Here is a 13,702-nt window from a genome sequence, read left to right as displayed (position 1 = left end):
CGCGCGGCGCACCCCTCGGACGGCATCATGCGTTCATGGACGGTGCCAAGCCTGTGCAGGTCTTGTTCACGCCCGACGAGTACGAAGCGGTCCAGCGCAACGCGGACCAGCTCGGCCTCACGGTCGATGAGTTCATACGCCGGGCCGCGACCGTCGACGCCACGGATCTCCCCTGCCCCGCCCCCGGCGCCCGGCGCGGCTCCGGCACACCGGCGGCCGTGCCGCCCATCCGCCGGAGCCTGGGCCCTGGTGGCGCGCCCGCGCTCCAGCGCTTCCTGGACACGCTCGCGACCACGGCGGAACCCGATCCCGAGGACCGGGTCCCGCCGCAGCCGACGGTCCGCAGCTGCTCGGGGCAGTGACGCCCCCGGCGGCGACGGCGGCACTCAGGCCAGGGAGATCTCCGGCTCGTACAGGTCGAGCCAGATCGCCAGGTCGAGCGTACGTTCCAGCCCGCGCCGGGATGCCTGGGTGATCTGCGGTACGTCGCGCTGCGCGGCCCGCGTCACCCGGTCCCGGTCGACGAGATCGAAGACCGGGTGGGCGGGCTCGGCCAGGAGATCCTTGACGTGCCCCTGGAGGGCGATCGCGTACTTGGGGTCCTGCGTGGAGGGATAAGGGCTCTTCACGCGGTCGTACACGGAAGCCGGCAGGACGTCCGCCGTCGCCTCCCGCAGGAGGCTCTTCTCCCTGCCGTCGAAGGACTTCAGGGACCAGGGCGCGTTGTAGACGTACTCGACCAGGCGGTGGTCGCAGAACGGCACCCGCACCTCGAGCCCCACGGCCATGCTCGCGCGGTCCTTGCGGTCGAGCAGGACGCGCACGAACCGGGTCAGGTGCAGATGGCAGATCTTGCGCATCCGGAACTCGAAGTCGCTCTCACCGTCGAGGCGCCGGATTCCGGCGACCGCCGTGTCGTAGCTCCGCTGGATGTACGAGGGCAGGTCGAGGGCGGCGGTCAGGTCCGGGCGCAGGACGTCGGCGTCGTCGCCGAACTGCTCGGCGAACTTCACCAGCCAGGGGAAGGTGCTCGCGTTGCGGGCCTCCTCGTCGAAGAACTGCAGATAGCCGCCGAAGACCTCGTCCGCGGACTCGCCCGAGAGCGCGACCGTCGAGTGCTCCCGGATGGCCCGGAAGAGGAGGAAGAGGGAGGCGTCCATGTCGCCGAAGCCCATGGGCAGGTCGCGGGCGCGGATCATCTTGGCCCGGACCTCGGGGTCGGCGAGGGCGTGCGAGTCCAGGACGATGTCGCGGTGGTCGGTGCCGGCGGCCTTGGCCACGTCGTGCACGTAGGGCGTGTCCGGCGTCGAGCGCAGCGCGTCGGCCACGAAGTTCTCGCTCTGGCCCACGAAGTCGACGGCGAAGCTGCGCACGGTCTCGCCCGCCTCGCCGAGTTGGCGCGCGGCGAGCGCGGTCATCGCCGACGAGTCGAGGCCGCCGGAGAGCAGCGTGCAGCGCGGCACGTCCGAGACGAGCTGGCGGCGCACGATGTCGTCGAGGAGTTCGCGCACCTTGGCGATGGACTCCTGCCGCCCGTCGGGGTGCGGGCGGGTCTCGAGCCGCCAGTAGACGTGACGGCGCGGACCGGAGCGGTCGACGGTCACGACGGTGCCGGGCTCGACCTCGTTCATGCCGTCCCACACGGCGTGACCGGGCGTCTTGACGAAGGTGAAGAGCTCGCGCAGCCCGTCGGTGGTCACCCGGGCGCGGGCCAGCGGGTTGGCGAGGATCGCCTTGGGCTCGGAGCCGAACAGGACGCCGTCCGGGGTCTCGTAGTAGTAGAAGGGCTTGATGCCCATCCGGTCGCGGATCATGACGAGCTTGTCGTGCCGGCCGTCCCACACCGCGAACGCGTACATGCCGTTGAGCCGTTCGGCGACCGCCTCGCCCCACTCCAGATAGCCGCGCAGGACGACTTCGGTGTCGGAGTCGGTGCTGAACTCGTGGCCGCGCCCGGTCAGTTCGCGGCGCAGTTCGGTGTAGTTGTAGGTCTCCCCCGAGTAGACGAGGGCGACGGTGCCGCGCGGTGTCCGCGCGGTCATGGGCTGGCGCCCGCCGGGCAGGTCGATGATGGCGAGCCTGCGGTGCCCGAGTCCGGCGGGGCCCTCGATCCAGGTGCCGCGGTCGTCGGGGCCGCGGCAGGACATCGTCTCGGTCATCGCGTCCAGGGTGCCGGAGACGGACCGCAGGTCACGGTCGAAGGAGACCCAGCCAGTAATGCCACACATGCGCTACCTCCTGCTTCACGCTGCTGGTGCGCCACCACCCGAGAAACTAGGTGTAGACAGCAGCTATATGAGCAGCGTGCCCCTCGCGACTGCGTACGGTCAATGAGCCGGTAACACGGAACATCACATTCCGGCCAACGGCAAAGACTTCCCCAAAGGGCCTCCGACCTGCGCTTTCAGTCAGCAGCAGGAGTGGACCGAAGAGCGTCCCGGAGCAGCGCCGCCGCGTCGTCGCGGGCGCGGTCGATCGCGTCCGGAAAGATCCGCAGACCGTGCGCGACCAGCGCGCCCTCGTGCAGCAGCATCAGCGTCCGGCCGAGCTTCGCCGCCCGCCGGGGCGCGATGTCGCGGGCGAGGCCGGTGAACAGGGCGAGCATCCAGGCCTTCTGGCCGGTGATGACCTGATACGCGGGGTGCGCGGGGTCACTGATCTCGGCGTGCGCGTTGACCATGCTGCAGCCCTTGGCGCTGTTCGCCCCGGCCCAGTCGCGCGAGGCGTCGAAGACGGCCAGGATGCGGGCCCGCGGGGTGGTCGCGGCCTCGACGTACGGCGCGAGGAAGGCCTGCCAGCGCTCGTCGCGGGCCGCCAGGTACTCGACGACGATCTGCTCCTTGGAGCCGAACCGGTCGTACAGCGTCTTCTTGGTGACCCCGGCCTCGGCGGCGATCAGGTCCACCCCGACGGCGTGGATGCCGCGGTCGTAGAACAGCGCGCTCGCGGCGTCCAGGGCGCGCCGCGCCCCCGGCGTCATGACGATCCTGCGCGGCGCGCTCCCGGAGCCCGCCGTCACCTTCGCGATCTCGCTCACCCTGTCACCCATGCCTCCATAGTAAACCGATCTGTATACTCGAGCAGCGAGTAGACAGATCTGTATACCTCGGCCACCGCTCCCGACCGCCCTGTCGGGACCACAGCGACCATCGGAGGAACGCCATGAACGTCCTGCTCCCGATCGCGTTCGTACTGACCTGGAGCTCGGGTTTCATCGGGGCCAAGCTGGGCGCCGGGAGCGCGAGTGCGGTGACGGTCCTGATGTGGCGGTTCCTGCCGCTGGCCCTCGTGCTCGCGCTCGTCGCCCTCACCGTGGCGCGCGCGTCCTGGCGCGGACTCACGGCGCGCGACGCACTGCGGCAGGCGGCGGTCGGGGCACTGTCGCAGAGCGGCTATCTGCTCACCGTGTACTACGCGATACAGCTCGGCGTCTCCAGCGGCACGACCGCCCTGATCGACGGCACCCAGCCGCTGGTGGCGGGCGCCCTGGCCGGGCCGCTGCTCGGCCAGTACGTCTCGCGCACGCAGTGGGTGGGGCTCGCCCTCGGCGTGAGCGGAGTCGTCATCGTGACCGCGGCGGACGCCACCGGCGGCACCGACGCTCCCTGGTGGGCCTATCTGGTGCCGTTCATCGGCATGTTCTCGCTGGTCGCGGCGACCTTCCTGGAACGCCGCGCCCCCCGTCCGGTCGCCCCGGCGGTCTCGATGACCGTCCACTGCGTGACCAGCGCCGTCATCTTCACGGCGCTCGCGGTGGGATCCGGCGCCGCGGTCCCGCCGGCGGAGGCGTCGTTCTGGGTGGCGATCAGCTGGCTGGTGACACTCTCCACCTTCGGCGGGTACGGGCTCTACTGGCTGATCCTGCGCCGCTCCGGCGTCACGCAGGTCAACACGCTCATGTTCCTGATGGCTCCGGTCACGGCCCTGTGGGGCGCCCTGATGTTCGGCGAACCCTTCGGCGTACAGACCGCGTTGGGCCTCGCGGTCGGGCTCGCGGCGGTCGCGGTCGTGCACCGCGGGAAGGACTCGGCGTCCACGGTGGTGTGCTCACCGCGGGACGCCTCCACGGGCCGGCCGCGTCAGTCCGCCAGCCGGAAGTCCGCGTAGTCGAAGCCGGGCGCGACGACACAGCTGACCAAGGCCGGTTCGTCGCCGGTGGGACGCGCCGCCTGCCACACGCCGCCGGGCACCAGGATCTGCGGTCGCTCGCCGCGCTCGACGCCCGGCCCAAGCCGCATGGGCGCCGCGCCCTCCTTCGGGAGCTCGCCGTCACCTCCCAGGTGCAGGTCCAGGGGGCCGCCGCGGTGCCACAGCCAGATCTCGTCGGATCGCACCACGTGCCAGCGGGACTCCTCTCCCGGACAGAGCAGGAAGTAGATGGCGGTCGCCGCCGTGCGCTTGCCGGGGTAGCCGGCGGGCGTGAAGGCGTGCCCCGAGGCCCAGGTCTCGACGAACCAGCCGCCTTCCGGGTGCGGCTCCATGCCCAACTCGGCCGCCAGGGCAGGTCGTTCACTCGCGTCACTCATGTGTGCTCTCCATTCGGGAGGCCGGCTCGGGAGGCCGACGGGATTCGGGGGCCCTCAGGATTCGGGCCCTCACGGAGGGGTGAGGAAAGCCTGCACGGTGGGCGCGTACCGCTCGGTGATCTCGGCGATCGGCGTGCCGCGCAAGTGCGGCCCGCGCGCTATCCCGTACATCACGCCCAGACCGAGCAGCGTGCCCACCGCGAGCTCGGCGCGCACGCCCGCGTCGGGTCCTTCGAGGCGCTCGCCCAGGCGCTCCACCACCTGCGTACGGAAGTTGCCGCGCAAGGTGTCGCCCTGTTCGCGGTGGAGCGGGGCGAAGACGATCCGCAGGATGGGGTCGGCGCCGTGCTCGGCCTGGCCGGTCAGCAGGTGGTGGACCATGTGCCGGCCGAGCTCCGCCAGGGGCGCGTCGAGCAGGGCGTCGACGTCGGCCTCGAAGGACATGATGCGGGCGAAGAGCGCGTCCTTGTTGCCGAAGTACTTGAGGACCAACGGCGCGCTCACACCGGCCCGTTCGGCCACCGCCTTGAGCGTGATGTCGGCGTGCGCGTGCCGGGCGAGGAGGTAGCGGGCGGCGCGGATGATGGCGTCCTTCGTCGCCTCGGCGTCGCGGCGGGCGGGTCCGGTGGCGCACGCCCCGGGTTCCGATGCCGCGCCGGAATCCGCCGCGGTCATGGCGTCAGAGGTGTTCAAGGCGTCAGCTTCTTCCTTCCAGGGCCGTCTCCTGCAGGGGTCCTGGCCGCCCGGCGGTCCGCTCGGTGCCGTCGGGTGACGGGTCCGAGGGTATGGCGAGGGCCACGGCACAGGCGGCGAGAGCGATGATTCCGGCCATGGCGAAGGCCAGTTGATAGGCGGGCAGGGTCGGCACGTGCACCCCGTCGAGCACGGTGGTGTGCCGGACGAGCACGGCGGCGACCGCCGCGCTGCACAGGCTCTGCCCGATGGTGCGCATGAGGACGTTCACGCCGCTGGCGGACGCCGTCTGCGCGAGGGGTACCGCCCGCAGGATCAGGGTGGGCAGGGCCGAGTACGCGAACGTCGTGCCCATCGAGACGACGGCCGCCCCCAGGAGGATCACCCACAGGTGACGGCTGTCGACGATGCGGACGACATAGCCGAGCGCCATGACGGCCGTCCCGACGGCCAGCGTCACCCGGGCGCCGTACGCGGTGGACACACGGGCCGACACGGGTGAGAGCACCAGCATGATCACGCCGTTGGGCAGCAGGCAGAGACCGGTGGCCACGATCGAGAGGCCCAGTCCGTAGCCAGCGGCGACGGGCGCCTGCACCAGCTGGGCGGTGACCAGCGAGTTGGCGTAGAAGGCGAATCCGGCCAGGAGCGCCGCCACGTGCGGCAGCGCCACGCGCCGCCCGGCCGCGAGGCGCAGGTCCACCAGGGGCTGTCCCGACCGGAGCTGCTGCCCGCACCAGACGCTCAGGACGACGAGGGCGCCGGCGAGCAGGCCGAGCACGGGTGCGCTGCCCCACCCCCACTGCCCGCCCTGCGACACCGCGAGCAGAAGGCAGACCAGGCCCACGGCGAGACCCAGCGCGCCCCAGGTGTCGAAGCGCCCCGGCGAGCGGACGGGCGACTCGCGCACGGTCCACCAGGCGAGGGCGAGTCCGATGGCGCCCGGCGCGCTCGTGGCCCAGAACATGGCGTGCCAGTTCGCGTACTGCACGATCAGCGCGGCGAGCGGCAGGCCGAGCGCCGCCCCGATCCCGACGGTGGAGCTCATCAGCGCCACCGCCGAACCGGTGCGCTCCGGCGGGAGTTCGTCCCGCAGGATGCTGATCGACAGCGGCACGACGGCCGCCGCCGCGCCCTGCAGCGCGCGGGCCGCGATCAGCACCCGGATGTCGGAGGTGAGCGCGCACAGCGTCGAGCCCACGGTCATCAGGCCGAGCGCGGCGAGCAGCACCCGCCGCTTGCCGTACATGTCGCCGGCCCGGCCCAGGACGGGCGTGAGGACGGCACCGGCCAGCAGGGTGGCGGTGACCAGCCAGGACACCGCGCCCGGTGAGCTGCCGGTCAGGCGCGGCAGATCGGGCAGCAGCGGCACGACCACCGTCTGCGTGACCGCCATGAGAATGCCGCCGAAGGCCAGCACCGGAACCGTCAGACGGGCGCATATGCCTGCGCCACCCGCGGAAGATATCGGGACGAGCTTCATGATCACTCCAGCGCGGACACGAAGTGCAGAGAAGCGAATGGGGGCGAAGCGAAGTGAATGGGAATTCACCATAGCGGGTGAATTGGCTTTCACTACTGCCGAGTTCGGATACGAGATCCAGCCATCCGCGACTTGGACACATCGGCGAAGAACGGCCAACTGCCTTGCGGGCACTGGCCGCCGCCACCGCCGAAGGTATGGAGTCAGCCATAATGCCGCCCATGAAGAGACTGCGAATTGGACTGGTCGGCACGGGCTCCTGGGCCTCGTCCACCCACGCTCCGGCGCTCGCCGCGCACCCGGACGTGGAGCTCACCGGCGTGTGGGGGCGCCGGCCCGACGCGGCCGCCGCGCTGGCGTCGGCGCACGCGATGACGGCGTACGCGGACGTGGACGACCTGTTCGCCGCTAGCGACGCCGTGGCGTTCGCCGTGCCGCCGGACGTGCAGGCACCGCTGGCCGCGCGGGCCGCGGCGGCCGGCTGTCATCTGCTCCTGGACAAGCCGGTGGCGACGACGGTGGGCGCCGCACGTGACCTCGCCGCGGCGGCCGAAGCGGCCCGGGTGGCGTCCGTCGTCTTCTTCACGCTGCGCTTCGCGGGGCCGACGTCGGCCTGGGTGGCGGAGCAGGCGATGACGGAGGGCTGGTTCGCGGGGCGCGCCGACTGGTACAGCTCGTTCTACTCACCGGACGGGACCAGCCCTTTCTCCTCGCCCTGGCGGGCGCAGCGGGGCGGTCTGTGGGACGTCGGGCCGCACGCCCTGTCCATCCTGATGCCGGTGCTCGGGGATGTCACCGAGGTGACGGCGGCGGCGGGACGGGCGGACCTGGTCCATCTGATCCTGCGGCACAGCGGCGGCGCGTCGAGCACGGCGGCGCTGAGCCTGACCACGCCGGCGAAGGCTTCGGGGGTGACGGTGGAGCTGCGCGGCGAGGCGGGAACGGCGCTGATGCCGTCGGGAGGCCGGGCGCTCGACGCGTTCGGCTCGGCGGTCGACGCGCTCGTGGAGTCGGCGCGATCCGGCCGACCGCATGCCTGTGATGTGCGGTTCGGGCTGCGCGTGACGGAGATCCTGGCCCGCGCCGAGGAGCAGCTTCCCGCCGGATGAGCGATGCCCCTCCGACGCGCTGAACCGCCCGGGACAACCGCGGGCGGCCGGTACCGTGGCCGCTACGTAATGGCGAGTGACGGCACCGGCCGCAGCCAGTGGACCCAGGAACCGATTCGGGAAGTCATGCGTCGTACGTCCCGAGTGCGACGTTTCCGACCACACACATCGGATTACGAACAGCCGATCCATACTCTTCCCGCAGCGGCCCAATAGGCCTAGGGGGTACCCAACGCCGAGGAATTTCAGCCAATTTCAAGCTCCCCGGTCAAGATGCCCCACAGTTGTGTCCGCGTGCCCGCCGACGGTGGAACTCGCAGGTCGGTGGTCCCGCTCCGCCCATGATGCCGTACCGGCTGATCGTTTTTCTTCGGGCAATCTTTACTACCAAAGCTGCTGAGAATATTTAGACTGCAGATGCTCAACTCGGCGTGCACCAAGAGGGATTACCCACCATGAACAAGACGGCGCTCCGCGCACTGCTCCGCGAACGACGCGCCCTCATTGCCCCCGAATCGCACGGCTTCAGCCGCCCCACGGGTCAGGGGCGACGGGCCCGCGGCCTTTCTCAGCACCAGGTCGACCAACTGTTGCACCGGGCCATCGGGACGTATCACCGTCTGGAGTCGGGCAGTTACCCCAATCCGCCGACGTCGCTGCTGCGGGATGTGGCGCTGCTGTTCGGGCTCAACGAGCAGGAGTGGGTGTCGCTCTGCCGGTTCGCACTGTTGCAGGAGCCTCCGGGGCCACTGCACCAGTCGTCCGGCAAGGAGATCCCCGGGGTATGGCAGGAGGCCGTCGAGAGCATCGGCCACATGGCATACGTCACCGACGCGTCGTGGGACATGCTCGCCTACAACGAGCCCTTCGCGGAGCTGTTCCCCCACGGGAGAGTGCCCGGCAACACGATGCGGTGGATGCTCCTCGACCCCGCCGGGCGCCAGTCCCTGACGGACTGGCACACAGCCTGGGCTCCCATGGTGCTGCCGCAACTGCGTGCCGCGCTCGCGGCGCGGCCCGAGGACGAAGTTCTGCGCCAGATAGAGAAGGAAGTCCTCGAAGACCCCGAGGCCGCCCCCCTCTACGGGACCACTGGCTTCTTCTCGCACCCGGACGGCGATGAGCGTCCCCTCCACCACGCCGAGCAGGGCCCCGGCTGGCTGACCATGTGCGCGGCGCAACCCATGACGGCGCCCGGCGCCCGGCTGATCATCATGGTGTTCCATCCCGGCGAGAAGCGCGCCCACACCCGCGCGCCCATGCTGCGGGCCCACTGACCAGGCGGTCACGTCTTCAAAGACTCCGGTTGTCGGAGGGGGACCAGTTCAGTGCGGTGAAGTACGTTGTGCCGCACGCCCCCCACATCCGACAAGCCCAGTGGGAGTCACCCCGTGCCCGCCTACGTCTCAAGACCCCAGACCATATTCGGCGACCATAAAATCACCACCGCTGAGATCGCGGACGACATACGCGAGCACCACCCCGACCATCCTCGGCTCAGCGCGATACTCCGTGTCGTGGGCAACTGCGGTGTTCGCACCCGCTACTTCACGCGTCCCATCGAATCCCCCGGCATCGCGGGCAAGGCCGGGATCAGCGCGCGGGCCGAGACCGCTTTCCAGGATTCCGTCACCATGGCCGAGCGAGCAGCCCACGCGGCGCTCGACGCCGCCGGACTGGCCGCCGAGGACATCGACGCGATCGTCACCGCGCATGTCACCGGCTGGGCCGTCCCGAACCTCGACGTACACCTGGTCGCCCGGCTTGGCCTGCGGCCCACGGTACGCCGCATCGCGTTGACGACCTTGGCCTGCGCGGGGGGCACCCAGGCCCTCATCCGTGCCGCCGACCTCGTGGCCGCCCGCCCTGGCAGCAAGGTCCTCGTCGTCGCCGCCGAAGTCATCTCCACGGTCTACAACCATGCTGACACGACGATTGAATCGATGATCTACAAGGCGTTGTTCGGGGACTCCGCCTCCGCTGCGGTTCTCAGTAGCGAAGCATCAGGGCCCGGGATCGGCATCGACGACAGCTTCGAGTACGTCCTGCCGCACAGCCTCGACCGCTATCAGGGGCGGATCGCAAGCGACGGTTTCCACTTCGACTCCACCAAGAGGGCCCTCACCGCCGCTGACGACGTACTGCCCGCCGTCATGGACTGGCACGGCCCGCAGAAGCCCGACTTCGCCGTCATCCACCCCGGCAGTCCTCGCATCATCTCCGACACCACCACCGCCCTGGGCCTCACCCCGCACGATTCCCGCCACTCCACCGAAACCCTCGCCGACGAGGGCAACCTCGGCGGTGTCAGTGTCCTGAGGGTCCTCGAACGCACTCACGCCGCTCCCCCGGCCGACGGCGCCCGCGGCGTCATGGTCGCCTTCGGCCCCGGCTTCGCCACCGCGGCCCTGCGCTGCCACTGGCAGGCGTGACCCGCCCTAATTCGGTTGCCGTGACCCACCTGCCCTGCTGAAGTGCCCGCATGGATCACCAAGCGGTACTGGCCGCGTACGACCGGCAGATCCGGCGTGAGGCGCGGACGGACAGCCCCGGTGCGCGCGTCGAGCGCGCCGGGGGCGTCGTCCGGCAGATCGGTGCCGAGCACGACTGGAACGGCGTCCACTGGGCGGACGTCGACACGGACACGGCGGATGCCGTCATCGCCGAGCAGGTGCGGTACTACACCTCCCTCGGGCGCGAGTTCGAGTGGAAGCTGCACTCCCACGATCGCCCCGCCGACCTCGCCGAGCGGCTCCGGGCGGCCGGCTTCGTCCCCGAGCCGCCGGAGACCGTGATGGTGGCCGAGGTCGCCGGCCTGCCCACGGAGCCCGAACTGCCCGAGGGGGTGCGCCTGCTCCCGGTGACGGACGCGGCCGGCGTGCGGCTGATGGCGGACGCCCACGCGGTGGCGTTCGGCGAGGACGGCTCGGGACTCGGCGAACGCCTCGCCAAGCGGGTCCTCACCCAGCTGGCCGAGACCCCGGACACCATCGTCGCGGTGGTCGCGATGGCGGGCGACGAGCCGGTGAGCTCGGCCCGGATGGAGTTCTGCCCCGGCACCGACTTCGCCGGCCTGTGGGGCGGCGGCACCGCGCCCCGGTGGCGGGGCAAGGGCATCTACCGCGCCCTGGTCGCCCACCGCACCCGCATCGCCGCCGCCCGAGGCTGCCGCTACCTCCAGGTGGACGCCTCCGACGACAGCCGCCCGATCCTGCGGCGCCTTGGCTTCGAACCGCTGAGCGTGACGACGCCGTACGTGTACCAGCCCTGACCCACCGGGCAAGCGGGCATCCCGGAGGCGCGGTTCCCGGCCTACGTGAGCGTCGACGCCTACGTGAGCGTCGGCGCTGACCGCGGCGGTGTGCCTACAGCAGCTTCGCGATGGCCTCCGCCGTGTCGGTCTCGCCGAGCCTCGGGAAGATCTTCTCGATGCTGTTGCGGTGGGCGTCGGCGTCCATGTCGGTCACCGCGTCGACGGCGACCGTGACGTGGTAGCCGTGCTCGTGCGCCGCGCGGGCCGTCGACTCCACGCCGATGCTCGTCGCGATGCCGGCGACGACGACCTGCGTGACGCCGCGGCGGCGCAGCTGGAGGTCGAGATCAGTGCCGTAGAAAGCGCCCCACTGCTGCTTGGTGACGACGATGTCGCCTTCCTGGCGGCCGAGTTCGGGGACCAGGTCCGCCCAGTCGGCGGGCACGTCGCCGCCCCGTGCGGGCCCCTCGGTGCGGCCGGGGGCGCCGCCGGTGACCCGGACCAGGACGACGGGCAGACCGTGCTCGCGGAAGGCATCGGCGAGGCGGGCGGACCGTTCGACGATCTCCGCCGAGGGGTGGGCCGTGGGCAGGGCGGTGATGCCCTTCTGGAGGTCGACGAGGACGAGGGCCGTGGTGGGGTCGAGGGTGGTGGCGGTCATGGTGTGGATCTCTTTCCTACTGGGGGTGGAGCTGGGGAGGCAGACGGTCAGGGGCGGGCGCGCGACGCGCCCCGGAGGCCGGACGTCCTCACTTCTGCACCAGACGCTCCAACAGCACGATGGCATCGGTCAGTTGGCGGCGTTCGGCCGGGTCGAGTCCGTCGGCGAGGACCGTCGAGAGCCAGTCGTGCTTGGCGGCCCGCATCTCGGTGAGGGTGCGCTGCCCCTGGTCGGTCACGGAGACGACGGACTGCCGCCCGTCGTCGGGATCGGGAGCCCGCTCGACGAGCCCCATCTCCTCGAGCGCGCCCACGGTCAGCCGCATGGACTGGGGCCGGACGAGCTCCTCGCGGGCCAGGGCCGCGGTGGTGGTGGGGCCCGTGTGGCCGAGGCGGGCGAGCACGGAGCGCTGCGAAGGGCTCAGCCCGGTCGCCGGTGTCACACCGCGCAAGCGTCGCACGAGTCGCCGGACGACGTTCGACAGATCGGCCGCGATCTGCTCGGGAGTGGGGTCGTCAGAGGGTGCGCTCATGTGCGTCACCGTACGAGGTAGACAGGTAACCTTGCAAGTTTGCCTGCCCGTCTCCCCACCTGCCCAACCCGCCCAACCTGCCCACGGAAAACCGCCCCTGCCGCGGAAGCGACAGGGGCGGACTTTTCACGTATTTCACGCACCGCGCGTGCGGCACCCGTACTAGCGGATCGGCATCCCCGACAACGTACGCGCGATCACCAGACGCTGGATCTCGCTCGTGCCCTCGAAGATCGTGTAGATCGCGGCGTCACGGTGCATGCGCTCCACCGGGTACTCACGCGTGAAGCCGTTGCCGCCGAGGATCTGCACCGCCTGCGCGGTGACCTTCTTGGCGACCTCGCTCGCGTACAGCTTGGACATGGAGCCCTCGGCCGACTCGAACTTCTTGCCCGTGCTCGCCATCCACGAGGCGCGCCAGACGAGCAGACGCGCTGCGTCGATCTGCGTACGCATGTCGGCGAGCTGGAAGGCGATGCCCTGGTTGTCGATGATCGGGCGACCGAACTGCGTACGCGTCTTGGCGTACTCCAGGGCCTCCTCGTACGCGGCACGCGCCGTGCCCACGGCCATCGCGCCGACCGCCGGGCGGGACGCCTCGAAGGTGGCCATCGCGGCGTTCTTCACGCGCTCGCCGCCGGTCTTGACGCGCTCACGGGCGCGGGCGAGGCGCTCGTCCAGCTTCTCCTTGCCGCCGAGCAGGCAGTGGCCGGGGACGCGCACGTCCTCCAGGACCACCTCGGCGGTGTGCGAGGCGCGGATTCCGTGCTTCTTGAACTTCTGACCCTGCGAGAGGCCGGGGGTGTTCGGCGGCACGATGAAGGAGGCGTGGCCCTTGGACCCGAGCTCGGCGTCGACGACCGCGACGACGACGTGCACGTTGGCTATGCCGCCGTTGGTCGCCCAGGTCTTGGTGCCGTTGAGCACCCACTCGTCCTTGGCCTCGTCGTAGACGGCGCGGGTGCGCATGGCCGCCACGTCGGAGCCCGCGTCGGGCTCGGAGGAGCAGAAGGCGGCGACCTTCACGTCGTTCACGTCGCCGTACATCTGCGGGATCCAGGTGCCGATCTGCTCCTCGGTGCCGTTGGCGAGGACGCCCACGGCGGCCAGGCCGGTGCCCATGATGGACAGGCCGATGCCCGCGTCACCCCAGAAGATCTCCTCGGTCGCCATTACGATGCCCAGGCCCGTGGGGTCGAAGAACTGCTGGGCATAGAAGTCCAGGGAGTAGATCCCCAGCTTGGAGGCCTCCTGGATGATCGGCCACGGGGTCTCCTCACGCTCGTCCCACTCGGCGGCCGCCGGACGGATCACATCGGCGGCGAACCCGTGGAGCCAGTCCCGGACCTCCTTCTGCTCGTCGTTGAGCTCCATGGTGAACTCGGCCATGACCCCTCCAGGACCTGCGGTGAAGACGTGCGTTACTTGCGGTAACTGGAGTCTGT

The 13,702-nt window shown here is 70.7% G+C and carries 14 protein-coding genes; 6 read left to right on the top strand and 8 right to left on the bottom strand.

The features are described 5' to 3' along the window. Window positions 1-35 precede the first annotated feature (35 nt). Entirely contained in the window at window positions 36-362 is a 327-nt protein-coding gene (locus ACZ6ZP_RS24000) for a plasmid mobilization protein (protein ID WP_351164338.1), read from the top strand. Window positions 363-386: 24 nt separating this feature from the next. Here ACZ6ZP_RS24000 and asnB read toward each other — a convergent pair whose 3' ends face one another. Next, on the bottom strand, window positions 387-2,228 hold the full coding sequence (gene asnB / locus ACZ6ZP_RS23995; RefSeq protein ID WP_469408293.1) for an asparagine synthase (glutamine-hydrolyzing): 1,842 nt from the start codon (window positions 2,226-2,228) through the stop codon (window positions 387-389). Window positions 2,229-2,404: 176 nt separating this feature from the next. Continuing rightward, entirely contained in the window at window positions 2,405-2,980 is a 576-nt protein-coding gene (locus ACZ6ZP_RS23990; protein ID WP_366464326.1) for a TetR/AcrR family transcriptional regulator, read from the bottom strand. Window positions 2,981-3,162: 182 nt separating this feature from the next. On the opposite strand from ACZ6ZP_RS23990, the gene ACZ6ZP_RS23985 reads away from it, so the two are divergent. After that, window positions 3,163-4,107, top strand: coding sequence for a DMT family transporter (locus ACZ6ZP_RS23985; RefSeq protein WP_366464318.1), 945 nt, complete (start codon window positions 3,163-3,165; stop codon window positions 4,105-4,107). Here ACZ6ZP_RS23985 and ACZ6ZP_RS23980 read toward each other — a convergent pair. From ACZ6ZP_RS23980 to ACZ6ZP_RS23970, 3 genes are all read right to left on the bottom strand, one after another. After that, window positions 4,080-4,526: a cupin domain-containing protein gene (locus tag ACZ6ZP_RS23980; protein ID WP_351164334.1), complete on the bottom strand. Its 447-nt coding sequence runs from the start codon at window positions 4,524-4,526 to the stop codon at window positions 4,080-4,082. The genes ACZ6ZP_RS23985 and ACZ6ZP_RS23980 overlap by 28 nt on opposite strands. A 69-nt stretch (window positions 4,527-4,595) precedes the next feature. Further along, window positions 4,596-5,201 carry a TetR/AcrR family transcriptional regulator gene (locus ACZ6ZP_RS23975; protein ID WP_351164479.1) on the bottom strand — a complete coding sequence of 202 codons (606 nt, stop codon included), beginning with the start codon at window positions 5,199-5,201 and terminating at the stop codon, window positions 4,596-4,598. 22 nt (window positions 5,202-5,223) lie between these two features. Further along, window positions 5,224-6,702, bottom strand: coding sequence for an MFS transporter (locus tag ACZ6ZP_RS23970; RefSeq protein WP_469408292.1), 1,479 nt, complete (start codon window positions 6,700-6,702; stop codon window positions 5,224-5,226). Between the two features lie 221 nt (window positions 6,703-6,923). Between ACZ6ZP_RS23970 and ACZ6ZP_RS23965 the strand changes: the two genes are divergently transcribed. The 4 genes from ACZ6ZP_RS23965 to ACZ6ZP_RS23950 all read left to right on the top strand — a co-directional run bounded on the left by ACZ6ZP_RS23965 (window position 6,924) and on the right by ACZ6ZP_RS23950 (window position 11,082). Then, window positions 6,924-7,811, top strand: a complete 888-nt coding sequence (locus ACZ6ZP_RS23965; protein ID WP_366464322.1) for a Gfo/Idh/MocA family protein — start codon at window positions 6,924-6,926, stop codon at window positions 7,809-7,811. 455 nt (window positions 7,812-8,266) lie between these two features. Continuing rightward, window positions 8,267-9,088: an MmyB family transcriptional regulator gene (locus ACZ6ZP_RS23960; RefSeq protein WP_351164330.1), complete on the top strand. Its 822-nt coding sequence runs from the start codon at window positions 8,267-8,269 to the stop codon at window positions 9,086-9,088. A 114-nt stretch (window positions 9,089-9,202) separates the two neighbouring features. Beyond that, window positions 9,203-10,243 carry a PhlD gene (locus ACZ6ZP_RS23955; protein ID WP_351164329.1) on the top strand — a complete coding sequence of 347 codons (1,041 nt, stop codon included), beginning with the start codon at window positions 9,203-9,205 and terminating at the stop codon, window positions 10,241-10,243. Between the two features lie 50 nt (window positions 10,244-10,293). Then, window positions 10,294-11,082, top strand: coding sequence for a GNAT family N-acetyltransferase (locus ACZ6ZP_RS23950; RefSeq protein ID WP_351164328.1), 789 nt, complete (start codon window positions 10,294-10,296; stop codon window positions 11,080-11,082). A gap of 94 nt (window positions 11,083-11,176) precedes the next feature. Here ACZ6ZP_RS23950 and ACZ6ZP_RS23945 read toward each other — a convergent pair whose 3' ends face one another. The 3 genes from ACZ6ZP_RS23945 to ACZ6ZP_RS23935 form a co-directional block, all read right to left on the bottom strand. Next, a complete protein-coding gene (locus tag ACZ6ZP_RS23945) occupies window positions 11,177-11,725 on the bottom strand; it encodes an isochorismatase family protein (RefSeq protein ID WP_351164327.1) in 549 nt (182 codons plus the stop codon). Between the two features lie 88 nt (window positions 11,726-11,813). Further along, window positions 11,814-12,257: a MarR family winged helix-turn-helix transcriptional regulator gene (locus tag ACZ6ZP_RS23940; protein WP_361466889.1), complete on the bottom strand. Its 444-nt coding sequence runs from the start codon at window positions 12,255-12,257 to the stop codon at window positions 11,814-11,816. Between the two features lie 162 nt (window positions 12,258-12,419). Next, window positions 12,420-13,646, bottom strand: coding sequence for an acyl-CoA dehydrogenase family protein (locus tag ACZ6ZP_RS23935; RefSeq protein ID WP_351164325.1), 1,227 nt, complete (start codon window positions 13,644-13,646; stop codon window positions 12,420-12,422). Window positions 13,647-13,702: the final 56 nt, after the last annotated feature.

The organism is Streptomyces sp. NPDC054047, from assembly GCF_055585065.1.
The sequence above is the reverse complement of the archived record's forward strand: the minus strand, read 5'-3'. Positions and strand labels throughout refer to the sequence as shown.